Raw genomic sequence first — 22,269 nt, forward strand, 5'->3', positions numbered from 1 at the left:
AGAGAGGCATCGTCCCGCCCTGCTGTCAGCCGCAGGGCAGCAGGGCAGGGACACGTTCAGGAGGCCCGGGCAGCCTTGGCGTCCCCGTTGGCGGCGGGGGACAGCATCCCGATCAGACGCCCCAGAAGGGCGGGGAGTTCGGCACGGCTGGCAATGATGTCCACCATGCCGTGGTCTTTCAGATATTCGGAACGCTGGAAGCCTTCCGGCAGTTCCTCACGCACCGTGTCACGGATGACACGGGGGCCGGCGAAGGCGATCAGGGCATTGGGTTCAGCGATGTGGATGTCGCCCAGCATGGCGAAGGAGGCGGACACGCCACCCGTCGTCGGGTTGGTGAGGACTACCAGATAGGGCAGCCCGGCCTCACGCAGCATTTCCACGCCGATGGTGGTACGGGGCATCTGCATCAGGCTGACAACCCCCTCCTGCATCCGGGCCCCACCGGAGGCCGTGAAGATGATGAGCGGTGCCTTGCGCTGGATGGCCTCCCGGCAGGCTGTCAGGAAAGCCTCCCCAAGGGCGCTGCCCATCGTCCCTGCCATGAACTCGAAGGCCATGACGGCCACGACGGCTTCCCGCCCGTCGATCCTGCCATGGGCGACAAGCAGGGAATCATCAAGACCCGCCTTGGAGCGGGCAGTTTTCAGGCGGTCCGTATAGCGTTTGGAGTCCCGGAAATGCAGCGGGTCGGCCGGGACGGCGGGCAGGTCGATGGTGGTATACTGGCCATCATCGAAGGTCCATTTCATCCGCTCATGGGCTGTGGCACGCATATGGTGCCCGCAATGGGGGCAGACCTTCTTCTTGCGGACCAGCTCCTTGGTGAGCATCATCTGCGAGCATGATTCACAGTTGGTCCAGAGATTGTCTGGCACATCCCTCTGTAACAGGCTCCGCAGTTTGGGACGGACATGTTCGGTCAGCCAGCTCATGGTGTTCTGTTCACTCTCCAGCAGTGGTGCATCATCAGGCGGACCCGGGCCTGCCGGAGGGCCATCGGAGTGGTGCATCCCGGTACGGGGGCACCATGGCACTGGCCGGAAGGGGGGCTTCATGGTCGGGCGACTTTATCCGGGCTTGCCTGAAGATGCCAGCTTTCTCTTCACCGGCTGTGTGACTTCCTGCCCAGCGGGAGGGTTTTCAGGGCTGGAATGGCGGTAGAGGGCTGTCTGTCTTCAGGGGGCGGAGGGCGATGTAGGATTTCACGTGGCCGATCGTGTCATGCGCCAGCAACTGGTCTGTAACGAAAGTGGAGAGGCTCGGCAGGTCTTTCGTCACGACCTTGAGGATGTAATCGGCATCACCGCTGACGGCATGGGCTTCCTGGATCATGGAGGTACTGTTTATGAGGGCCTGGAAGCGTTCGAAGGCCCCGGCAGCATGGCCCTTCATGATGACCTGGACGAAGGCCATCACGCCCAGCCCCATGGCCTGCTGGTCCAGCGTGACACTGTACCCCCGGATGACACCGGCCTTCTCCAGCAGGAGTCGGCGGCGGGAACACTGGGACGGTGAGAGGCCGATGGCCTCGCCCAGCTCCCGGTTGGTCAGACGCCCGTTGCGGTGCAGGGCGGACAGGAGCTTCCAGTCAAGATGGTCCATGATGTGCGCTTTCATGCGTGATCCGTGCGGAGAAGGGGGAATGATAGATCATATTTGCACACAGATTGCATATATATTGCAGTATGATCGAGGGCCGAACGGGGTTTCGTGCGAGGCGGGTATTCTGCCTGTACGGGAGTACGCCCTCTTCACAGGTTTTAGGAATTTGTTCATGCGCATGCAGATCGGGGCCTATCTGGCCCGCCGCCTCGTCGAGGCAGGAATCAGCCATCTTTTCGGTGTTCCGGGGGATTTCAACCTTTCTTTTCTGGAGCAGGTGGAGGCTGATGCGTCCCTGACCTTCGTGGGAAACTGCAACGAGCTGAATGCCGCCTATGCCGCCGATGGCTATGCCCGCACCTCCGGCCTGTGCGGCCTGGTGACGACCTTTGGCGTGGGTGACCTCGGGGCCATCAGTGGCATTGCCGGGGCCTATGCCGAGCGTGTTCCGTTCGTGCACATCACCGGGATTCCACCGCTTCATGCGGTCGAGGGGCGTGCCCTGCTGCATCATACGCTGGGTGATGGCGGGTATGGCAACATCGGGCGGTGCATGGCGGAATATACGGTCGCCCAGGCCCGCCTGACGCCGGAAAATGCCGTGGAAGAAATCGACCGTGTCCTCCAGACCTGCTGGCGGGAGCGGCGGCCTGTCCATCTCCAGCTGCCAGCCGACATCACCCATCTGAACATCGAGGTGCCCGAAGAACCGTTCCGTTTTGCCCTTCCGCAGGGTGATGCGGAACAGGTGGCCCTGGCGGCCGGGCACATCGCCACACGTCTGGCTGCGGCCCGCTCGCCGGTGATGATTCTCGATTCCGATGCCGACCGCTTCGGCGTGGCCGGGCAGATTGCCGTGCTGGCGGAACGCTGTGCAATCCCCTGTGTGGCGGCGGCTCCGGCCAAGGCCGTGCTGGATGAGACAGCCCCCTACTATCTGGGTGGCTATGTGGGTGGGGCCAGCCGCCCGGACATCAGGGAGCTGGTCAGCCAGTCAGACTGCGTGATCGGGGTCGGCCTGCGTTTCACGGAGCTCAACACGGGCTTCTTCACGCATGAGATCCGCCCGGAGGTGTTCATCAATCTTCAGGCCCATGATGTGAGCCTTGCAGGCCGGTCCATTCCGGCTGCCCCTGTCGGGGCGGTGTTGGAGGCCCTGCTGGCGCAAGTGACGCCGTCTTCCCGTACGCTGCCTGCCCGTCCGGCGGATTCTGCTGCGTCCCTGCCCGGTGAGGCGGCGGACCGGCTGACCCATGCGACCCTCTGGCCCCGTGTGGCCCGTTTCCTGAAGGAAGGGGATGTCGTGGTCGGTGAGGCGGGGACGAGCAACACCGCCCTGCTGGGCACGCCTTTCCCCCGGAACAGCCATTACATTTCCCAGCCCATCTGGGGGGCCATCGGCTATACCCTGCCAGCCCTGTTCGGCTCCCAGCTTGGCAGCCCGGACCGGCGGCACCTGCTCTTCATCGGTGATGGTTCCTTCCAGCTGACAGCGCAGGAGCTCTCCACCATCCTGCGGCATGACCAGAAGCCCATCATCTTCCTGCTCAACAACAGGGGCTATACGATCGAGCGCCTGATTCTGGGGGAACATTCCCGGTACAACGACATTGCCAACTGGCGTTATGCTGACCTGCCCCGGGCGTTCGACCGGGAGGACAGGGCCCTGTCCCTCGTGGTGGAAACGGTCAGCGATCTGGAGCAGGCCCTGAAACAGGCAGAACAGGCCGACCGTGCCGTGTTCATCGAGGTCCTTCTGCCGGAGATGGATGCTCCGGATGCCCTGAAGAGATTTGGCATGGTCGTGGCGGATTATGATTACGGCCCGCAGGGCCCGCGTAATGCCAGTATGAAGACCAGTGCGAAAAAAGGATGAAGCAGTCCATGTTCCAGTCTGTTGAACTGTCTCCGGGGGATCCCATCCTGTCGCTGGTGGAGGACTTCAAGCGGGATGACCGGGCGAAGAAGGTCAATCTCAGCATTGGCCTGTATTATGATGAGGCAGGTCATGTCCCGCAGCTGGCCTGCATCCGCAAGGCGCATGAAAGGCTGGCCACCCAGCAGGACAGGCCGGACCTCTACCTGCCGATGGAAGGTCTGGCTTCCTACAGGCAGGCTGTCCAGCACCTGCTGTTTGGCTGTGGCAGCGAGCCGGTGCAGACTGGCCGCATCGCCACGGTCCAGAGTCTTGGTGGGTCTGGCGCACTGAAGGTCGGGGCAGATTTCCTGCACCGCTATTTTCCGCAGGCCGAACTGTGGGTCAGTGATCCGACATGGGAAAATCACATTTCCATTTTTGCCGGAGCCGGTTTCAGGACACAGGCCTATCCCTATTTTGACCCGGCAACGGGCGGTGTGAATTTTGAGGCCATGATGGCCTGCATCCGCCAGATTCCGGAACATCATGTCGTCCTGCTTCATCCCTGCTGCCATAATCCGACAGGGGCCGATCTGACGGCTGACCAGTGGGATGAGCTGATCCCTGTCCTGAAGGACCGGAAGCTGATCCCGTTTCTGGACCTTGCCTATCAGGGGCTGGGTCATGGGCTGGAGGCAGACGTGTATGCCGTGCGGGCCATGGTGGATGCGGGGCTGGAGTTCCTGCTCAGCAATTCGTTCTCCAAGATATTTTCCCTGTATGGGGACCGCATCGGGGCCCTGTCGGTCGTCTGTCGGGATGGTGATGCGGCAGAGCGGGTGCTGAGCCAGCTCAAGGTCACGGTGCGGCGGAACTATTCCAGTCCGCCCGTCCGTGGGGCGCAGCTTGTGGATGCCGTTCTGGGAGATCAGGCCTTGGCGCAGCTCTGGCGGGAGGAAGTGGCAGCCATGGGGGCCCGCATCCGTGTGATGCGCCAGAGGCTTCATGAGCAGCTTTCCGCCCGTTTGCCGGGGCAGGATTTCCGGTACCTGCTGAAGCAGCGTGGCATGTTCAGCATGATGAAGCTGTCACCCGCTCAGGTGGACCGTCTGCGGGAGGAGCATGGTGTCTATGTTCTTCGCAGTGGCCGTGTCTGCATGGCGGGGCTGAATGAGCACAACCTGCCGCCTGTTGTGGAGGCTCTGGCCGCCGTTCTGGCTGGTGTGTGAGGAGGAGAGGCCGGGGGCAGGGCATGAAGGCCCGTCCCCGGCCAGGGTCTCAGACTTCCGTGCTGGTCTCGGTTTCCACGACCGTGCGGAGGCGTCGCAGCCGTAACGTGTTGCAGAGCACGAAGATGCTGGAGAGCGCCATGGCCCCTGCGGCGAAAGGGGGGGACAGCAGCGTGCCAGTGAACGGGTAGAGCACCCCTGCGGCAATCGGCAGCAGCACGATGTTGTAGGCGAAAGCCCAGAAGAGATTCTGCCGTATGATGGTCATCGTTGCCCGGGACAGGGCAAGGGCATTGGGCACGGTCATCAGGCTCTCGCCCGTCAGGACGAGGTCTGCGGCCTCTATGGCGATATCTGTTCCATGGCTGATGGCAAGCCCGGTGTCAGCCTGTGCCAATGCCGGGGCGTCATTGATGCCATCGCCCACGAAGGCCACGGAACCGTGTGTCTTCTGAAGGGTCCGTATGGCCTCACCTTTTTCATGCGGCAGGACCTGGGCGATGACGTCCTCGATTCCGGCCAGGCGGGCGATATGCCGGGCTGTAGGTTCGATGTCCCCGGTAATCATGGCTGTCCGTATATTCTGGGCCCGCAGGGCTGCAACGGCTTTCATGGCGGAGGGGCGGATGGGGTCCGCCACGCCCATGAGGGCCACGATCTGCCCCCCATGGGCCATGAAGAGGGGGGACGTGCCTTTCTGGCTCAGCTCTGCAGCAAGCCGGTTGGCTTCTGCATTATGGAAGCCCAGAGCCCTCATGCAGGCCTGGCTGCCAAGATGGATGCTCTGCCCGTCTTCATCCTGCGCTTCTATGCCCAGTCCGGGCATGATGCGGGCATGACGGGTCTTTACGGAAGGCAGGTCCCGTTCCTGCGCAGCTGTGACGATGGCCCGGCTGACAGGGTGATCGGACTGCGTTTCGACCGAGGCGGCAAGGGCCAGCAGGGTGTTCTCGGCCTGCTCAGGATGGTCGGAGGTGTTCTTGTCCAGCAGGTAGAATTCTGTCATCCGGGGCTGGCCGGCCGTCAGGGTGCCGGTCTTGTCGAAGGCAACCAGAGTGGTGGATTCCAGCGTCTGGAGGGCTTCGCCCTTGCGGAAGAGGATGCCCATTTCCGCCGCTTTGCCCGTACCGACCATGATGGCTGTTGGCGTGGCGAGGCCCATGGCACAGGGACAGGCGGCGATCAGTACGGCAATGGCATTGACGAGAGCATGGCCCAGCGCCGGGGCAGGGCCCAGAAACAGCCAGATGAGGAATGTCAGCACGGCCAGCAGAATGATGGCTGGGACAAACCACAGGGTCACTTTGTCCACGAGGGACTGGATGGGCAGTTTGCCACCCTGGGCCTGTGCGACCATGCTGATGATGCGGGCCAGCATGGTGTCGGCTCCGGTGGCCGTGGCCTGGACCGTCAGTGTTCCTTCCTGGTTGATGGTCCCGCCGATGACGGTATCGCCGACCTGCCGGAGGGCTGGCATGGGCTCGCCTGTCAGCAGGGATTCATCCAGATGGCTTTCCCCTTCCAGTACGATTCCATCCAGTGGAACCCGCTCGCCGGGGCGGACAAGAAGCCTGTCGCCCGTCTGTATCTGGGCGACAGGGACAATGCGGCATGTTCCTTCAGTCAGCAGATGGGCATGCTGCGGTTGCAGATGGGTCAGTTTTTCCAGCGCTGCGGATGTGCGGCCTTTTGCTCTGGCCTCCATCATGCGTCCCAGAAGAACGAGCGTCAGGATGGCCAGGATGGTGTCAAAGTAGAGATGCTGTGTACCGGCTGGCATCAGGGTGGGGCAGAACACCACGAGGCTGGAGTACAGATAGGCGGCTCCGGTCCCCAGTGCGACCAGTGAGTTCATGTTTGGTGCCCGGCGCAGCAGGGCCGGTATCCCGGCCTGGTAGAAGCGCCGGCCCGGCCCCAGCAGGGCGACACTGGCCAGTGCCCATTGCAGCAGGGGCTGTATGGCAGGTGGAATGAGACCAAACCCGTGTCCCATTGTCATGAACAGGATGGCCAGCCACAGCAGGGCAGACATCATCAGGTCCCGCCACTGGGTTTTCATGGCCTGCTTCATGCGTTGTTTCTGTGTCAGGGCATTTTCCAGCCCTGTCTCTCCCTCCAGCAGCGAGGCGGCGAATCCCATTTTCTGGATGGCGCTGATGAGCGCCTGATGTGTGGCTGTCCCGGTTACCTGTGCGGTGGCGGTTGCCAGATTGACGCTGGCCATCCTGACGCCAATGACGTCCTGAAGGCTCTTCTCCACCCGTGTGGAACAGGCAGCGCAGCTCATCCCTTCAATGCGTAATGTGATGGGCGGGGACGGGACATCATACCCGGCCTGTTCGACAGCCTGGATGAGAGCCGTGCGGGAGGCCGTGCCTGTGACATGGGCCGTGGCAGTTGCCAGATTGACGCTGGCCTGTTCAACGCCTGGAACGGCCCGGAGGGCTTTCTCCACCCGTGCGGAGCAGGAGGCGCAGCTCATCCCTTCTATGGGAAGCGTCTGGGATGATGGTGAAGCAGGCATGGGGCTCCCCTGTATGGTGGTGTCAGGCTGGTATATCGTGCAGTAGCATGTGGAACAAAAGTAGCATTTGCTGGGCATTGGTGAAGAAAAAACGTTTTTCTGCATGGGAGTTAGACAGACATATGCAGAAAAGACGAGGCTCCCATGAGAGAAATTTGCTGAATGGTAAAATGATCAGTGGTATGTTTACCGGCAGTCAGTAATTTTCTGGCGCAAATGCAAGATTTGATCCGCCAGACCGGTTATTCCGGTACAGTGGCGGATTCAGGGAGGAATATCCATGGCGGACGCTATCAATGTTGATGAGCTCAAGTCCAAGGCTGAGGAAATCGTCAACCCCGATGAACTGAAAGCCAAGGCTGAGGAATATGCCAGCCGTGCCCAGGAGGCATTCCAGTCCATCAGCAAGGACCTGAAGCCCAAGAGCCGTTGCCAGTGTGTTGGTCAGACGCTGCTGTGGAGTGGTGCCATTGTGGCCGCTCTGGCTGGCCTGTGTGCCATTGGCCGCTGGCTGAAGAAGTAAGCCTTCAGAGCCAGTTCTGCAAAAAGATGCAATCGGAAAACCCCCAGCCCTGTGGCTGGGGGTTTTTCGTGTCCGGTTTCAGCTGCGCACCGCCTTGGCCAGAGAGCGGATTTTCTCCAGTGCCGTGGGGATGCTTCTGGCCGTGGCGTGGCCGTGTTCATCATAGGTGGCGGCCATCTCCTTGATGATGGCGGAGGCCACGACGGCCCCGTCGCTGATGCGGGAGGCCGTGCGGGCCTGCTCCGGCGTGCTGATGCCAAAACCGGCCACGACGGGAAGGTCCGTGGCGGCCCGAAGGCGGGTCATGGCGGCTTTCAGCTGCTCTTCCGTGGCGCTGCGTGTGCCTGTGATGCCCGTGATGCTCACATGATAGACGAACCCGCTGGCCTTCCTGAGGATGGTCTTCAGCCGGTCATCCGGGGTGGTGGGGGCGGTCAGGGTGATCATGTCCAGCCCTTCCGCTCTGGCGTGGGGGGCCAGCTCCTCGGATTCCTCAGGTGGCAGGTCCACAACGATCAGCCCGTCCACACCGGCGGAGCGGGCATCCTTGCAGAATCGCTCCACACCGTAACTGTCGATCGGGTTGTAATAGCCCATCAGGATGATCGGCGTATGGTCATTCTCCTTGCGGAAGTCCCGGATGAGCTCCAGCGTTCCCTTCAGGGTGGCCCCGGCCTTCAGGCCACGCCGTGCGGCTAGCTGGATGGTCGGGCCATCGGCGGAGGGGTCGGAGAAGGGCACGCCGACCTCGATGAGATCGGCCCCGGCCTCGGGCATCTGGCGCAGCAGGGCCAGGGATGTCTCCCTGTCCGGGTCGAAGGCTTCCAGATAGGGCAGCAGGGCACCACGGCCCTCTTTTTTCAGGCGGTCGAAACAGGTCTTGATGCGGCTCATGGTGGCTCTCCTTACAGTTTCACGCCCAGATGGGCCGCAACGGTGGGTACGTCCTTGTCACCCCGGCCGGACAGGTTGACGATGATGGTCTGGTCTCTGGTCATGGTCGGGGCCATGACGATGGCATGGGCCACGGCATGGGCACTTTCCAGCGCCGGGATGATGCCCTCCAGCCTCGTGAGGGTCTGGAAGGCGTCGAGGGCCTGATCGTCCGTGGCGCTGACGTAGTTCACCCGGCCAATATCCTTGAGCCATGAATGTTCCGGCCCGATGCCGGGATAGTCCAGCCCTGCACTGATGGAGTGGGCTTCCGTGATCTGCCCGTGTTCGTCCTGTAGCAGGTAGGTGCGGTTGCCATGCAGGACGCCGGGCCTGCCACGGGCGATGGACGCTGCCGTCTTGCCGCTGTCCAGCCCCAGCCCGGCGGCCTCCACGCCGTAAAGCGGGACATCGGCATCATCGAGGAAGGGGTGAAAAATCCCCATGGCGTTGGACCCGCCCCCGATGGCGGCGATGACGGCATCCGGCAGGCGGCCTGTCTGTTCCTGTATCTGCTCACGGGCTTCCGTCCCGATGACGGACTGGAAGTCCCGCACCATGGCCGGGTAGGGATGTGGCCCTGCCACCGTGCCGACAAGGAAGTAGGTGTTCTCCACATTGGCCACCCAGTCCCGCATGGCCTCGTTCATGGCATCCTTCAGCGTGCCGGCTCCCGCCGTGACGGGATGGACCTTGGCTCCCAGCAGGTGCATGCGGAAGACATTGGGCTTCTGCCGCTCCACATCGGTGGCCCCCATGTAGATTTCGCAGTCCAGCCCGAAGAGGGCACAGACGGTGGCCGTGGCCACGCCGTGCTGTCCGGCCCCGGTCTCGGCCACGATGCGGGTCTTGCCCATGCGGCGGGCCAGAAGAATCTGGCCCATCACGTTGTTCAGCTTGTGGGAGCCCGTGTGGTTCAGCTCTTCCCGCTTGAGGTAGATCTGCGCTCCGCCGAGCGTCTCGCTCAGCCGTCTGGCGTGCCAGAGCGGGCTGGGACGGCCCACATAGTGGCGGAGGTAATAATCCAGCTCTTCCTGAAACTGCGGGTCAGTCTTGGCGTGGTTGTAGGCTTTTTCCAGTTCCAGCATCAGGGGCATGAGGGTTTCGGCCACGAAACGCCCGCCGTGGATTCCGAAATGCCCCCGTTCATCCGGTCCGGTGCGAAGGGAATTGAGCTGGCTGGTGATGGGTTTGTCTACTGGCATGATGTGTGTCTTTACGTCTTGAATGAAGGATCAGTCGATGGATGGGGAGGCGGCCTCCAGCCCCAGGGCCTGCCGGATGAGCGTTTCCTGCTCGGCCTGGTGGATGCCGGGCAGCCCGGTGGCGGGTGAGGCGGAGGCCTTGCGCCCGGCATAATGCGGGCGGGTGCAGGCATGGCCGATCTCCCGCAGGCAGGCTTCGATGCGCCGGTCCACGAACTGCCAGGCCCCGCCATTTTCCGGCTCTTCCTGACACCAGATGACGTCTTCTGCCTGGGGGTGATGACCCAGCTCTTCGGCCAGGGCATGATGGGGGAAAGGATAGAGCTGCTCCAGCCGGATGATGGCGCAGTGTTTCAGTCCGGCGTCTTCCCTTTGTTGGAGGAGGTCGTAATAGACCTTGCCACTGCACAGGATGACCCGCCGTGCGCCACCGGCGCAGGTGGCATCGGCAATGACGGGCGCAAAGCGTGTCTGCGGTCCCATCTCGCTGAGCAGGGAGACGGCCTGCTTGTGCCGCAGGAGCGACTTGGGGCTGAACACGACCAGCGGCTTGCGGCAGCGGCGGGCGATCTGCCGCCGGAGCAGATGGAAGAAGCTCGCCGGGCTGGAGGGCATGCAGACCCGCATGTTGTTCTCGGCACAGAGCTGGAGGAAGCGCTCCGGTCGGGCGGAGGAATGTTCCGGCCCGGCTCCCTCATAGCCGTGGGGCAGGAGCAGGGTCAGGCCGGATGTCCGCAGCCATTTTGTCTCTCCGGCTGCAAGGAACTGGTCGATGATGATCTGCGCCCCGTTGGCGAAGTCGCCAAACTGGCCTTCCCACAGCACCAGCGCATCCGGGTTGCCCAGAGAATAGCCATACTCGAACCCCATCACGCCATATTCGGAGAGGGGGGAGTTCCACACGTTCACGGGAGCCTGCCGGGGGGCGATATGGGCCAGCGGCGTGTAGTGATGGCCCGTATGCTGGTCCGTCAGCACGGCATGGCGCTGGCTGAAGGTTCCCCGGCCGCAATCCTGCCCGGAGAGGCGTATGGCGTGGCCATCAAGGGCCAGCGTGCCAAAGGCAAGGGCCTCTGCCGTGGCCCAGTCCACCGGGCCGCCCTCGGCCAGCGTGGCCTGCTTCGCCCGAAGCTGCCGGGCCAGACGGGGATGGACGGTAAAATCCGCCGGAATGGCTGTCATCGCTTCCCCAACCTGCTGGAGCCGGGGCAGGGGCACGCCCGTCATGGGCTGGATGCGTTCGGGCGTGTCCAGCAGGCGGGTGGGGTCCTGCGGGCTGTAATCCAGCCAGTCGGTCGGGTCCGGCTGGTAGGTGTCGGCATCCTCGAAGGCCTGATGGAGCTGGGCCTGCACATCATCCCACAGGGCCTCCACCTCGGCAGGGTGGATGTCCGTCTCGGCCAGAACCTTCTCGGCATAGAGGCGGCGGAGTGTCGGGTGCTGGCTGATGGTCTGCACCATCGCAGGCTGCGTGAAGGCGGGGTCGTCCGTCTCGTTATGGCCGTGGCGGCGGTAGCTGATGATGTCCACCACGATGTCGCTGGCAAAGGTCTTCCGCCATTCATGGGCAAGGGCGGCACAGCGGGCCACGGCCTCGGGGTTGTCGCCATTCACGTGCAGGATGGGGGCCTGCACGGTCTTGGCGATGTCGGTGTTCCAGATGCCGGAATGGGCCGAGTCCGGGCTGGTGGTGAAGCCCACCTGATTGTTGATGATGAGATGCACCGTGCCGCCGGTACGGTATCCTTCCAGCCGGGACAGCTGGAGTGTTTCATACACCACGCCCTGCCCGGCGAAGGCGGCGTCCCCGTGGACGAGAATTCCCAGATGCTTCTGGCGGTCCTCATCCCTGTCCCTGTCCTGGTCGGCCCGGACACGGCCCAGCACGACCGGGTCCACCGCCTCCAGATGGGACGGGTTGGGGAGGAGGGAGATGCGGATCTCGTGGCGGCCCTGCCGGATGGTGGTCGTGGTGCCCAGATGGTACTTCACGTCCCCGGAGACCCGGATGCCTTCCGGGTAGAAGGCCTTGCCTGCGAATTCGCTGAAGATGGCGGCATAAGGCTTGCGCAGGATGTTGGCCATGACATTCAGCCGCCCCCGATGGGGCATGCCGAGCGAGATGGAGCGCACGCCGTCCCGTGCCGCCTCATTCAGCAGGGCCTGAAGGGCGACGATGAGGCTTTCTCCGCCTTCAAGGCCGAAACGGCGCATCCCGGTGAAACGCTGCTGGCAGAAGGTCTCGAAGCCTTCGGCACGGGTGAGCAGGCTCAGGATGCGCTCCTGCGAGAGGGGCAGGGCGGTGGCCGGTTTTTCTTCCAGATGGTCGATCCACCACTGCCGCTGCTGGCTGTCCTGAAGATGCATGAACTCCGCCCCGATCGGCCCGCAATAGGTCCGTTTCAGGCGGGCCAGCAGGGTGGGGTCGGTCTGGCTGTCGGGGGTGAGGGCATCGATCTGGCGGGCAGGGCGCAGGCCCAGCGGGTCCAGCTCTGCCTGGAGATGCCCGCAGAGGCGGAAGGCCTCCTTCAGCCGTTCATCCCGCAGGCTGACGTCCGGGACCGTGGCGTGCGGGCCTGTCTCATGTCTGGCAGGGTCGCCCATGGTGGCGAACAGCGTGTCATAGTCGGAAGGGACGGAGGCCGGGTCCTCCAGCCACTGGGTGTACAGCTCACCGAGATAGGCGATGTTTTCGCCATTGATCGCATTCTGGTGGTTCGGTGAGCCCGTCATGATGGCATCTTTCCTTCTTGCCTCGCTGGGAGGGTATTTTTAACCGATCGTGCCGGGAAGGCAAAATCTTCCCTCACCTTGTCGTCAGAGGGGCCGGGACGGCTTGCCTGCCCTGCCGGAGGGCGGTAGCGTGACTGTCACCATGAGTACGATTTCTATCAATTACGAGGCTGTCAGGCGGGCCGTGGTCAGCCGGGTGCCATGTCCGCACATTGTGGTGCCGGATTTCCTTGCGGGGCCGTCGCTGGCCCGGGCCGTGTCCCTGCTGCCGGAGATACGGGCGGGCGGGTCTTTCCCCATCGGGGCGCTTGAGCTCCATCCCGAGCTCAAGGCCATGATGGAAGACTTTGCCGGGCCCCGGCTGAAAGAGATCGTCTCTGAGAAATTCGGGCTGGATGTCCGTTCTGCGCCCAGCATGGTGACCATGCGGGGCCAGACACGGGCCAAGGATGGCCGCATACACAGGGACAGTGCCTCCAAGCGTGTGACCATCCTGCTCTATCTCAATGACCCGGAAAAGGATTGGGATCACAAGGGGGGGTGCCTGCGTTTTCTCAACGGGCCTGACGATGTGGAGGATTATGCCAGCGAGATTCCGCCTGTTGGTGGCACGCTGGTCATTTTCCCCAATGGGCCGGACACATGGCACGGCCACCGCCCCTATGTGGGGGCACGCCACACGGTCCAGCTCAATTACATGGCGCGGGATGGCCGTGCCCGGTATGAGCTGGTGCGCCATCATGTGTCCGCCTTCTGCAAGCGGTTGCCTTTTTTCGGGTAGAGACAGCTCTTATAATGAGGCCCGGATGGGTTTCTGAATGAAACGGGGCGGGGTTGGGCCCTGCCCGAGGGAGAATGAGAGAATGGGTTACAGGGTTGCCGTCGTTGGAGCGACAGGGGCTGTTGGGCGTGAGATTCTGAAGACACTGGCGGAGCGTCAGTTCCCGGTGGATGACATCGTGGCACTGGCCTCCGCCCGGTCTGCCGGGCGTGAGGTGTCCTTTGGTGAGAAGAAGGTCCTGAAGGTCCAGAATCTGGAGACGTTCGATTTCACGGGCTGGGATATCGCCCTGTTTTCTCCCGGTGGGGCGGTATCTGCAAAGTATGCCCCCAAGGCTGCGGCAGCGAAATGTCTGGTCGTGGACAACACGTCCCATTTCCGCATGGAGCCGGGCGTGCCGCTCGTGGTGCCGGAGGTCAATGCAGCTGCCCTGAAGAAGGCCCGCAAGGGCATCATCGCCAACCCCAACTGCTCCACCGCCCAGATGATGGTGGCCCTGAAGCCGCTGCATGACCTGTTCCGCATCAGGCGTGTGGTGGTGTCCACCTATCAGGCCGTGTCGGGAGCCGGGAAGTCAGGCATGGATGAGCTGTTCAGCCAGACGAAGGGCAGCTTCGTGAATGACGCACCGACCATTGCCCAGTTCACCAAGCAGATTGCCTTCAACCTGATCCCGCATATCGACCGCTTCATGGAGGATGGTTCCACCAAGGAAGAATGGAAGATGGCGGTCGAGACCCGCAAGATTCTGGACCCGGACATCAAGGTTCTGGCCACCTGCGTGCGTGTGCCGGTCTTCATCGGTCATTCCGAGGCCATCAGCATCGAGTGTGAGAAGCCGGTCGATCTGGAGAAGGCCCGTGCCGCCCTGCGGAAGGCTCCGGGCGTCGTGCTGCGGGACGAGCGGGAAGATGGCGGTTACGTCACTCCGATCGAATGTGTGGGTGAGGATGACACCTATGTGTCCCGCCTGCGCATTGACCCGACCGTGGAGAATGGTCTGGCCTTCTGGTGCGTGTCGGACAATCTCCGCAAGGGAGCAGCCCTCAATGCCGTGCAGATTGCCGAAAGCCTGCATGAGCAGCATCTGATCGGCAAGGACTCGCCGCTCTGGCAGCCGGTTCCCCGCCCGGAAGAGCCGGCGTAAAAGGCGTTACTTTCTGGAAAAGGTTCTGTCTTTCTGGTGGAACCTTTTCATAAGTTACGCCTGTAAAAGAGTGTAAGTGAAATCCTCTTCCCAAAAGGTGGTGCTGTCTCCATAGTGGATGGGCTATGTCTTATTTCACTTACACGCCTCCTCGCACGCCTGTTCCCTCCGGGGGGCGGGTTGGTGTTCTTCTCGTCAATCTCGGCACGCCGGATGATACGGGGTATTTCTCCGTCCGCCGCTATCTGAGGGAGTTTCTTTCAGACAGGCGGGTGATTGAGGCCCATCCCCTCATCTGGCAGCCGATCCTCAACACGCTGGTGCTGGCCCGTCGGCCCTCGGCCAGTGGGGCCAACTATGCCCGCATCTGGGACAGGGAGGAGAATGCCTCCCCTCTGCGTGTCTTCACCCGCAAGCAGGCGGAAGGGCTGGCCGAGCGTCTGGCCCCGGATGGAATCCCGGTGGCCTGGGGGATGCGCTATGGCCAGCCCTCTGTGAAGCAGGCCGTGGCGGAGCTGATGGACCAGGGTTGTGACCGTATCGTCAGCATTCCTCTCTATCCGCAATATTCCGCCACGACGACCGCAACGGCCAATGACCAGCTGTTCCGTGCCCTGATGCGCCTGCGGCGTCAGCCTTCCGTGCTGACGGTTCCTTCCTTCCCGGATCATCCACAGTTCATTGAGGCCCTGGTGGCTTCCGTGCGCCGGGTTTATGAGGGACTGTCTTTCACGCCGCAGCGTCTGGTGGCCTCCTATCATGGCCTGCCGAAAGAGTTCGTGGAGAAGGGCGACTCCTACCGGGATGAATGTGTCCGCACGACGAAAGCTCTGGCGGCGGCTCTGGGTCTGAGCGAGGAGGAGGTTCCGCTGACCTTCCAGTCACGCTTCGGCCCCATGGAATGGTTGCAGCCTTATACGGCCCCTTACATCTCGGCCCTGCCGAAACAGGGGATCACGAAGATTGCCGTCATCATGCCCGGTTTCATGGCGGACTGCATCGAAACGCTGGATGAAATTGGTCGTGAGGTGCGTGAGGAATTCATGGAAGCAGGTGGTGAGGAATTTGCTTTCATTCCCTGCCTGAATGATGCGCCAGAGGCTGTCACGTTGCTGGAGACCCTCTCCCGGCAGGCCATGAAAGGGTTCCAGTTCTGACTGGGTGAAGGAACATTCCGTTCAGGCATGAAAAAACCCGGCCATTTCTGGCCGGGTTTTTCTGTTCACACAGGAACGGTCAGGCATCAGTGAGCCGCAGGCTGTGCGTCACTTTCCGGATGTTCGGCATCGTACCACTGGGCCTTCTGGTTTGTCGCAGCAGCAGAATGGTTGTTCTGCCACCAGCCGGAACCATTCTGCTTGCTGTCGACAGGATGTTCCTTCTCCCACAGGGCAGCTTTCTCGGCGATGCTCTTGCGGTATTTGTGGCGCTGATACATGCCGACGGCGCAGCCGCCTACAGCACCGACTACGCCATGCTTATGGGCAACATGGCCAGCTACGGCCCCGGCGGCACCATATTTCAGGCAACCACCCGGCTCGGCCATGGCTGGAGCAGCAGAACCGGCCAGCACGGCAGCAGCGATGAGAGAGTAAATCTTGCGGGTCATGATCTGATCCTTGCAGAAAAATGAGACTGGCCTGTTGGTCATGGATGAGTGGCGTCCGGTTTCGGCCATCATGATGAAAGGCACGCCCTCTTATTGCTCATAATGGAGAGAGCGTCCATTGCCCCTTCATGATATGGGGAGAGGGACAGGGCTGGAAAGGATGCTAAAGGTTAATTTTTACTTTAATGACACGATCACACTATGGGGAGCGCCAACATGACAAAGGGACCACGCCGGGAAAGACAACCTGCCTGGCCAACGAAAGAAAATGGAATTGTCAGGGGATGAAATGGTCGGAGTGAGAGGATTCGAACCTCCGGCCCCTGCGTCCCGAACACAGTGCTCTACCAGGCTGAGCTACACTCCGACTTTGTGGGGCTATTCCTACCCTTCATCAGGGAAAGGCGCAAGGGGCAAACGGACTGTTTTTATAGAAAAATGAAGCCTTCTTTACAGAAATGGGCATGACACGCAAAAAACCCGCCTCCCAGAAGGAAGAGCGGGTTTTTTGCAAAGAACCGGGCAAAGGGGCGTGTCTGCCTCGCCTGCCGGGTGCCTCAGAGGGCTTTTTCCAGAGCGGGGAGAAGCTCGAAGAGATCCCCGACCATGCCATAATCGGCCACTTTGAAGATCGGTGCTTCAGGGTCGATGTTGATGGCAACGATCACACGGCTGTCCTTCATCCCGGCGAGATGCTGGATGGCCCCAGAGAGGCCGGTGGCGATATAGAGTTCGGGGGCCACTACCTTGCCGGTCTGTCCGACCTGCATCTCATTGGGCGCAAAGCCGGAATCAACAGCCGCACGGGAGGCCCCGATGGCAGCGCCCAGCTTGTCGGCCACTGGTTCCAGCAGGGTATGGAAGTTGCTGGCATCCTTGAGGCCTTTGCCGCCAGAGATGACCACACGGGCCACTTCCAGCTCCGGCCGGTCAGACTGGCTCTGCTCCAGTTTTACGAAGCTGCTTTTGCCATCATCTGCCGGAGCGTCCAGCACGTCGATGGGGGCACTGCCACCTTCTTCTTCCACGGGGTCGAAGCTGGAGGAGCGGACAGTCATGATTTTGATGCTGTCGCTGGACTGCACGGTAGCCAGTGCATTGCCCGCATAGATGGGCCGCACGAAGGTGGCATCATCCTTGATGGCCACGACGTCGGAGATCGGCTGGGCGTCCAGCAGACCAGCGAGGCGGGGCAGGATGTTTTTGCCAGTGGAGGACGCTGCGGAGAGGATATGGCTGTAAGACTCTGCCAGGCTGGCCAGCAGGGCAGCCGCAGGTTCGGCCAGAGCATGGTCCAGTGCGGGGACATGCAGGACCTTGCGGATGCCCGGCAGTTTGCTGGCGGCCTCTGTTCCTGCCTTGCCCAGAAGCAGGGCATCGACATCGCCAAAGCGGGAGGCAGCGGCAACGGCGGAGCGGGAGCCCTGACGGATCCTGCCGTTTTCGGCTTCAATCAGAACAAGTGCGGTCATCAGATCACCTTCGCTTCCGTCTTGAGCTTTTCGACCAGCTCTTCCACCGTTTCCACAATGACACCGGCCTTGCGTTCCGGCGGCTCCGCCACGCTGACGATCTTCAGGTGCGGCGTCAGGTCCACGCCGAGGGAGCCGGCCTCGATCGTTTCCAGCGGTTTCTTGCGGGCCTTCATGATGTTGGGCAGGGAAGCATAGCGTGGCTCGTTGAGGCGCAGGTCCGCCGTGATGACGGCTGGCAGGCTCAGGGAGACGGTTTCCGTTCCGCCATCGACCTCACGGGCGACCTCGACCCTGCCATCGGCAATTTCCACCTTGCTGGCGAAGGTCCCCTGTGGCCAGCCCAGACGGGCGGCCAGCATCTGGCCTGTGGCGTTCATGTCGTCATCAATGGCCTGTTTGCCCATGGAGACAAGACCCGGCTGTTCTTTCTCCACAACGGCCTTGAGAAGGCTGGAGACGGCACGGGGTTCGACTTCGGCATCGGTCTGGATGAGGATGGCCCTGTCGGCACCCATGGCCATGGCCGTGCGCAGAACATCCTGAGCGACCTGTGCCCCGATGGTAACAGCAACCACCTCGTCAGCCTGGCCTTTCTCACGAAGGCGGAGGGCCTCCTCCAGTGCAATTTCGTCGAACGGATTCATGGACATTTTCACGCCCTGCGTTTCGACACCACTACCATCAGCCGCGACACGCGGCTTGATGTTGTAATCAACAACCCTTTTGACGGGGACAAGAACCTTCATGGTCATCCTTTGTTGCTGTCGCGGCTCAAAGTGAAACTGTCTTCAGATTATCCCCTTTTGTCTCAAAAGTCACATCCCGGAAGGATAGTTGGGCCCGCTGCTGCCCTCTGGCGTGCACCAGGTGATGTTCTGGTCCGGGTCTTTGATGTCGCAGCTCTTGCAGTGCACACAGTTCTGGGCATTGATGACCAGCTCGTCCGTTTCGCTGGTCTCATAGACACCAGCCGGGCAGTAGCGGCTCTCCGGTGCGGCGAAGCGGGTCAGGTTGACCTCTTTCCATGTGGCCATGTCCTGCACTTTCAGGTGTACGGGCTGGTCCTCATCATGGCTCAGATTGCTGAGGAAGACGGACTCGGCCCGGTTGAAGGTCAGTGTCCCGTCCGCCTTGGGGTAGCTGATTTTTGGGGCCTTTTCTGCCGGGATCATCGTCTCGTTGTCGGCATGGCGATGGCGCAGCGTCCACGGGGCCTGCCCGCGGAAGATCATGCTGTCGATTCCGCTATAGAGGGCCCCGCCCAGCATCCCCCAGTGCGAGAAGGCCGGACGGATGTTGCGGGCGGCGTGCAGTTCCTTCCACAGCCACGAGCTTTTGAGGCGGTCCATGTAGGAAGACGCTTCGGCCCGCTCATTCTGGATGGCGTCCATCACCGCCTCGGCAGCGATGATGCCAGATTTCATGGAGGTATGGATGCCCTTGATCTTGGGCATGTTGAGGAAGCCGGCACAATCGCCTGTCAGCACCCCTCCGGGGAAGACCGGATGGGGCAGGGACTGCACGCCTCCCTCAGAGATGGCCCGTGCCCCGTAGATGATGCGCCGGCCACCCTCGAAATGCTCCCGGAAGGCCGGGTGCTGCTTGGTGCGCTGCATTTCCTCGAACGGTGACAGCCACGGGTTGCGGTAATCCAGGGCCGTGATGAAGCCGTAGGAGACGAGATTTTTCCCGAAATGGTAGAGGAAGGCCCCGCCGTAGGTGTGTGTGTCCAGCGGCCAGCCGAAGCTGTGCTGCACGAAGCCGGGGCGGTGTTTTTCTGCCGGAATTTCCCAGACTTCCTTGATGCCAAGGCCGAAGGTCTGCGGGTCGGCCCCCTTGCGGAGGTCGAAGGTGTTCATGGCCTTCTTGCTCAGGGAGCCACGGGCACCTTCGGCCAGAATGGTCTGGCTGGCCCGCAGGATCATGCCCGGCATGTAGTCCGGTTTTTCTTCTCCCTTCCGGTTCACGCCCATGTCCCCGGTGATGATACCGCAGACCCTGCCATTCTCGATGAAGAGGTCAGCTCCGGCGAAACCGGGATAGATTTCGACTCCCAGAGCCTCGGCCTGTTCTCCCAGCCAGCGGCAGAAGGCTCCGAGAGAGATGACGTAATTTCCCCGGTTGTCCATCTGCGGCATGAGCAGATGCAGGGCCGGGACGGGGAGAGCGGCCTTTCTGGTCAGGAACAGCAGCTTTTCACTGCTGACGGGTGTATCCAGCGGGGCCCCCCGTTCTTTCCAGTCCGGGAAGAGTTCGGCCAGCGTTGTGGGTTCCAGTACGGCGCCAGAGACGATATGGGCGCCGACTTCGCTTCCCTTTTCCAGCAGACAGACGGAGAGGTCCGGATTTTCCTGTTTCAGCCGGATGGCCGCCGTCAGTCCGGCAGGCCCCCCACCCACGATGACAACATCAAAAGCCATTTCTTCCCGTTCAATGGCGGTGTTATCGCTCTGTGGCTGCGTCATGGCGTACTCCTGCTGGCTGCCTGAAACATGAAGCTGTACGGGGGACGTATCTCACCCTTTCCGTGTGAAGGTCCAGTAAAAAGGCTGCCGTCCTTCACGGAAGGCCTTGGCCTCATAACGGGTGGGGGACCAGCCCTCAGGCCGTTCCAGTGCAGGGGCTGGAGCCTCGAAGAGGTCCTGCTGGCCCATCACTTCTGTGACCCACTCCTGATAGACGGGATGGTCGCTGGCCACTCGCCAGTGGGCACCGGGCTTGAGGAGTCTGGCCATCTGCCGGATGTTTTCGGGATGGATGAAACGCCGTTTGGCATGGCGTGCTTTCGGCCACGGGTCCGGGAACATGAGGTAGGCCCGGTCCAGGCAGCCATCGGGCAGGCCCTTCAGCAGCTGGCGGCCATCTTCCGCCCAGAGGCGCAGGTTGTCAGGACCGGTGGCCGTGGCCTCTTCGCCTTCGGGAATGATGCGGGAGAGGAGGGAGCAGACGCCGTTATCGAACACTTCCGAGGCGATGTAGCCTGTCTCGGGGTTCCGGGCCGCCTGATCGAAGGCATGTTCACCGCCACCGAATCCGATTTCCAGATAGAGCTTTGAAACCGGCTTCCCGAAGCCCTTCAGCGGGTCGGCCATGTTGCGGAAATGCACACGGGGCAGGGCCTCATCCAGCAGGCGCTGCTGGCGGGGGCGGAGAGGATGGCCACGCTGGCGGCCATAGAGACGTTCGGGCTGGGGTTTGATGTCGTCAGGCAACGGTCGATACACAGTCTGAAAATGGCAAAAAGCCCCCACCCTCAACGCATGGTCCATGCGGGTCGGGAGAAGGGGCCTGAAGGGTGGAGGGGGACAGCCCCCTCCATGGAGACAGACTCAGCGGTTGAGCGCGCTCTTGAGCTGCTCGGCCAGGTCGGTGTTCTCCCATGTGAAGTTGTCCAGAGCGGGGTCTGGAATACGGCCAAAATGCCCGTAGGCGGCCGTCTTGGCGTAGATGGGGCGGTTCAGGCGCAGGCGCTCACGGATGCCACGGGGAGAAAGGTCCACCATCTCGTTCAGCAGGGAGCCGAGGCGGACCTCATCCACATCCTTGCCGGAGCCGTCGAGATCGACATAGACGGAAAGCGGACGGGAGACGCCGATGGCGTAGCTGAGCTGGATGGTGCAGCGGTCGGCCAGACCGGCAGCTACCACGTTCTTGGCGAGGTAGCGGGCGGCATAGGCGGCGGAACGGTCCACCTTGGTGGGGTCCTTGCCGGAGAAAGCCCCGCCACCGTGAGGGGCGGCACCGCCATAGGTGTCCACGATGATCTTGCGGCCTGTCAGACCGGCATCACCATCCGGCCCACCGATGACGAAGTTGCCCGTCGGGTTGACGTAGAATTCGTGTTCCGGGCACATCCAGCCTTCCGGCAGGACTTCACGCACGGTCTCACGCACCATCTCACGGATGGTGTTCTGCCGCATTCCTTCGACATGCTGCGTGGAAACGACGACGGAAGTTGCGCCGACCGGCTTGCCATCCACATAGCGCAGCGTGACCTGGCTCTTGGCATCTGGCAGCAGGCCGACGCCACGGGCATCACCCTGCTTGCGGTAGTCCCGGATGCGCTCGAGGATGTTCTGGGCATAGAACAGGGGAGCAGGCATCAGCTCTTCTGTTTCACGTGTAGCGAAACCGAACATGATGCCCTGGTCACCGGCCCCTTCATCCTTGTCGCCTGCGCTGTCCACGCCGACGGCAATGTCAGCGGACTGGGCATGGAGGAAGGAGGTGATCTCGGCCTTTTTCCAGGAGAAGCCTTCCTGGTCGTAGCCGATGTCCTTGATGGCCTGACGGGCACGGTCGATCAGGGTGTCCTCCACGGCCTTGGGGCCACGGACTTCACCGGCAAGGATGACACGGTTGGTGGTAACCAGCGTTTCACAGGCTACACGGGCTTCCGGGTCGGCCTCAAGGTAAGCATCGAGGACGGTATCGGAGATACGGTCTGCCACCTTGTCGGGATGACCTTCGGAAACGGATTCAGACGTAAAGAGAAAATCGCCGTGATTGCGCACTCAGGGACCTCACAGGGAATGAGTGGTGAAAAGAGGCTGCCCCTGCCCCCCGAAAGGCACAAGTGACAGGAAGTAAGAGTTCTACCGCTTGGCTGAAAATACCCTCGAGGTCAAGAGCGGGCTTACTGCATGA

At 61.9% G+C, this 22,269-nt stretch carries 18 protein-coding genes and 1 tRNA gene; 6 read left to right on the forward strand and 13 right to left on the reverse strand.

Annotation, left to right across the window (positions count from 1 at the left end; translation table 11 throughout):
• Positions 1–56 precede the first annotated feature (56 nt).
• Positions 57–935 (reverse strand): acetyl-CoA carboxylase, carboxyltransferase subunit beta, encoded by an 879-nt coding sequence (gene accD / locus GM608_RS00855; protein ID WP_081563350.1) that lies wholly within the window; start codon positions 933–935, stop codon positions 57–59.
• A gap of 208 nt (positions 936–1,143) precedes the next feature.
• Positions 1,144–1,620 (reverse strand): Lrp/AsnC family transcriptional regulator, encoded by a 477-nt coding sequence (locus tag GM608_RS00860; protein WP_227431405.1) that lies wholly within the window; start codon positions 1,618–1,620, stop codon positions 1,144–1,146.
• 157 nt (positions 1,621–1,777) lie between these two features.
• Here GM608_RS00860 and GM608_RS00865 point away from each other — a divergent pair, with 157 nt between their 5' ends.
• The gene (locus tag GM608_RS00865; RefSeq protein WP_333644828.1) at positions 1,778–3,481 is read left to right on the forward strand and encodes a thiamine pyrophosphate-binding protein; all 1,704 of its coding nucleotides are present in this window, start codon (positions 1,778–1,780) and stop codon (positions 3,479–3,481) included.
• Positions 3,482–3,489: 8 nt separating this feature from the next.
• The gene (locus GM608_RS00870; protein ID WP_248630826.1) at positions 3,490–4,692 is read left to right on the forward strand and encodes an amino acid aminotransferase; all 1,203 of its coding nucleotides are present in this window, start codon (positions 3,490–3,492) and stop codon (positions 4,690–4,692) included.
• A gap of 49 nt (positions 4,693–4,741) precedes the next feature.
• Here the strand turns inward: GM608_RS00870 and GM608_RS00875 are convergent, their stop codons facing one another.
• Positions 4,742–7,216: a heavy metal translocating P-type ATPase gene (locus tag GM608_RS00875; RefSeq protein ID WP_333644829.1), complete on the reverse strand. Its 2,475-nt coding sequence runs from the start codon at positions 7,214–7,216 to the stop codon at positions 4,742–4,744.
• 280 nt (positions 7,217–7,496) lie between these two features.
• On the opposite strand from GM608_RS00875, the gene GM608_RS00880 reads away from it, so the two are divergent.
• The gene (locus GM608_RS00880) at positions 7,497–7,739 is read left to right on the forward strand and encodes a hypothetical protein (protein WP_043558707.1); all 243 of its coding nucleotides are present in this window, start codon (positions 7,497–7,499) and stop codon (positions 7,737–7,739) included.
• A 78-nt stretch (positions 7,740–7,817) separates the two neighbouring features.
• On the opposite strand, the gene trpA is transcribed toward GM608_RS00880, so the two are convergent.
• Genes trpA through GM608_RS00895 form a run of 3 tightly spaced genes read right to left on the reverse strand, consistent with a single transcriptional unit; the run spans position 7,818 to position 12,610 of the window.
• On the reverse strand, positions 7,818–8,633 hold the full coding sequence (trpA, locus tag GM608_RS00885) for a tryptophan synthase subunit alpha (RefSeq protein WP_333644830.1): 816 nt from the start codon (positions 8,631–8,633) through the stop codon (positions 7,818–7,820).
• 11 nt (positions 8,634–8,644) lie between these two features.
• Positions 8,645–9,877, reverse strand: coding sequence for a tryptophan synthase subunit beta (gene trpB, locus GM608_RS00890; RefSeq protein ID WP_081562493.1), 1,233 nt, complete (start codon positions 9,875–9,877; stop codon positions 8,645–8,647).
• Between the two features lie 30 nt (positions 9,878–9,907).
• Complete coding sequence (locus tag GM608_RS00895; protein ID WP_276825269.1) at positions 9,908–12,610, reverse strand: 2-oxoglutarate dehydrogenase E1 component; 2,703 nt, start codon at positions 12,608–12,610, stop codon at positions 9,908–9,910.
• Between the two features lie 142 nt (positions 12,611–12,752).
• Here GM608_RS00895 and GM608_RS00900 point away from each other — a divergent pair, with 142 nt between their 5' ends.
• The 3 genes from GM608_RS00900 to hemH all read left to right on the forward strand — a co-directional run bounded on the left by GM608_RS00900 (position 12,753) and on the right by hemH (position 15,695).
• On the forward strand, positions 12,753–13,391 hold the full coding sequence (locus tag GM608_RS00900; protein WP_081563348.1) for a 2OG-Fe(II) oxygenase: 639 nt from the start codon (positions 12,753–12,755) through the stop codon (positions 13,389–13,391).
• Between the two features lie 82 nt (positions 13,392–13,473).
• Positions 13,474–14,538 carry an aspartate-semialdehyde dehydrogenase gene (locus tag GM608_RS00905; RefSeq protein WP_043558693.1) on the forward strand — a complete coding sequence of 355 codons (1,065 nt, stop codon included), beginning with the start codon at positions 13,474–13,476 and terminating at the stop codon, positions 14,536–14,538.
• Between the two features lie 125 nt (positions 14,539–14,663).
• The gene (hemH, locus tag GM608_RS00910; protein ID WP_043558690.1) at positions 14,664–15,695 is read left to right on the forward strand and encodes a ferrochelatase; all 1,032 of its coding nucleotides are present in this window, start codon (positions 14,664–14,666) and stop codon (positions 15,693–15,695) included.
• An 86-nt stretch (positions 15,696–15,781) separates the two neighbouring features.
• Here the strand turns inward: hemH and GM608_RS00915 are convergent, their stop codons facing one another.
• From GM608_RS00915 to metK, 7 genes are all read right to left on the reverse strand, one after another.
• Complete coding sequence (locus tag GM608_RS00915; protein ID WP_043558800.1) at positions 15,782–16,147, reverse strand: hypothetical protein; 366 nt, start codon at positions 16,145–16,147, stop codon at positions 15,782–15,784.
• Positions 16,148–16,437: 290 nt separating this feature from the next.
• Positions 16,438–16,514, reverse strand: a tRNA-Pro gene (locus tag GM608_RS00920).
• Between the two features lie 190 nt (positions 16,515–16,704).
• The gene (locus tag GM608_RS00925) at positions 16,705–17,619 is read right to left on the reverse strand and encodes an electron transfer flavoprotein subunit alpha/FixB family protein (protein WP_086431715.1); all 915 of its coding nucleotides are present in this window, start codon (positions 17,617–17,619) and stop codon (positions 16,705–16,707) included.
• A complete protein-coding gene (locus GM608_RS00930) occupies positions 17,619–18,368 on the reverse strand; it encodes an electron transfer flavoprotein subunit beta/FixA family protein (protein WP_043558796.1) in 750 nt (249 codons plus the stop codon). Before GM608_RS00930 ends, GM608_RS00925 begins: the two co-directional genes overlap by 1 nt.
• Positions 18,369–18,437: 69 nt before the next feature.
• Positions 18,438–20,087, reverse strand: a complete 1,650-nt coding sequence (locus GM608_RS00935) for an electron transfer flavoprotein-ubiquinone oxidoreductase (protein ID WP_248630830.1) — start codon at positions 20,085–20,087, stop codon at positions 18,438–18,440.
• Between the two features lie 51 nt (positions 20,088–20,138).
• On the reverse strand, positions 20,139–20,891 hold the full coding sequence (locus tag GM608_RS00940) for a tRNA (guanosine(46)-N(7))-methyltransferase TrmB (RefSeq protein WP_081562490.1): 753 nt from the start codon (positions 20,889–20,891) through the stop codon (positions 20,139–20,141).
• Positions 20,892–20,951: 60 nt separating this feature from the next.
• Entirely contained in the window at positions 20,952–22,136 is a 1,185-nt protein-coding gene (gene metK, locus GM608_RS00945; protein ID WP_081562489.1) for a methionine adenosyltransferase, read from the reverse strand.
• Positions 22,137–22,269: the final 133 nt, after the last annotated feature.

The organism is Bombella sp. ESL0380 (genome assembly GCF_009725805.1).
In the GTDB taxonomy this organism is placed as follows: Bacteria; Pseudomonadota; Alphaproteobacteria; order Acetobacterales; family Acetobacteraceae; genus Bombella; species Bombella apis.

Bases quoted from the DNA above. Each gene is read 5' to 3' on its own strand.
- accD (WP_081563350.1), bottom strand. From the start codon at position 935: ATGAGCTGGCTGACCGAACATGTCCGTCCCAAACTGCGGAGCCTGTTA.
- GM608_RS00860 (WP_227431405.1), bottom strand. From the start codon at position 1,620: ATGAAAGCGCACATCATGGACCATCTTGACTGGAAGCTCCTGTCCGCC.
- GM608_RS00865 (WP_333644828.1), top strand. From the start codon at position 1,778: ATGCGCATGCAGATCGGGGCCTATCTGGCCCGCCGCCTCGTCGAGGCA.
- GM608_RS00870 (WP_248630826.1), top strand. From the start codon at position 3,490: ATGTTCCAGTCTGTTGAACTGTCTCCGGGGGATCCCATCCTGTCGCTG.
- GM608_RS00875 (WP_333644829.1), bottom strand. From the start codon at position 7,216: ATGCCTGCTTCACCATCATCCCAGACGCTTCCCATAGAAGGGATGAGC.
- GM608_RS00880 (WP_043558707.1), top strand. From the start codon at position 7,497: ATGGCGGACGCTATCAATGTTGATGAGCTCAAGTCCAAGGCTGAGGAA.
- trpA (WP_333644830.1), bottom strand. From the start codon at position 8,633: ATGAGCCGCATCAAGACCTGTTTCGACCGCCTGAAAAAAGAGGGCCGT.
- trpB (WP_081562493.1), bottom strand. From the start codon at position 9,877: ATGCCAGTAGACAAACCCATCACCAGCCAGCTCAATTCCCTTCGCACC.
- GM608_RS00895 (WP_276825269.1), bottom strand. From the start codon at position 12,610: ATGACGGGCTCACCGAACCACCAGAATGCGATCAATGGCGAAAACATC.
- GM608_RS00900 (WP_081563348.1), top strand. From the start codon at position 12,753: ATGAGTACGATTTCTATCAATTACGAGGCTGTCAGGCGGGCCGTGGTC.
- GM608_RS00905 (WP_043558693.1), top strand. From the start codon at position 13,474: ATGGGTTACAGGGTTGCCGTCGTTGGAGCGACAGGGGCTGTTGGGCGT.
- hemH (WP_043558690.1), top strand. From the start codon at position 14,664: ATGTCTTATTTCACTTACACGCCTCCTCGCACGCCTGTTCCCTCCGGG.
- GM608_RS00915 (WP_043558800.1), bottom strand. From the start codon at position 16,147: ATGACCCGCAAGATTTACTCTCTCATCGCTGCTGCCGTGCTGGCCGGT.
- GM608_RS00925 (WP_086431715.1), bottom strand. From the start codon at position 17,619: ATGACCGCACTTGTTCTGATTGAAGCCGAAAACGGCAGGATCCGTCAG.
- GM608_RS00930 (WP_043558796.1), bottom strand. From the start codon at position 18,368: ATGAAGGTTCTTGTCCCCGTCAAAAGGGTTGTTGATTACAACATCAAG.
- GM608_RS00935 (WP_248630830.1), bottom strand. From the start codon at position 20,087: ATGACGCAGCCACAGAGCGATAACACCGCCATTGAACGGGAAGAAATG.
- GM608_RS00940 (WP_081562490.1), bottom strand. From the start codon at position 20,891: ATGGACCATGCGTTGAGGGTGGGGGCTTTTTGCCATTTTCAGACTGTG.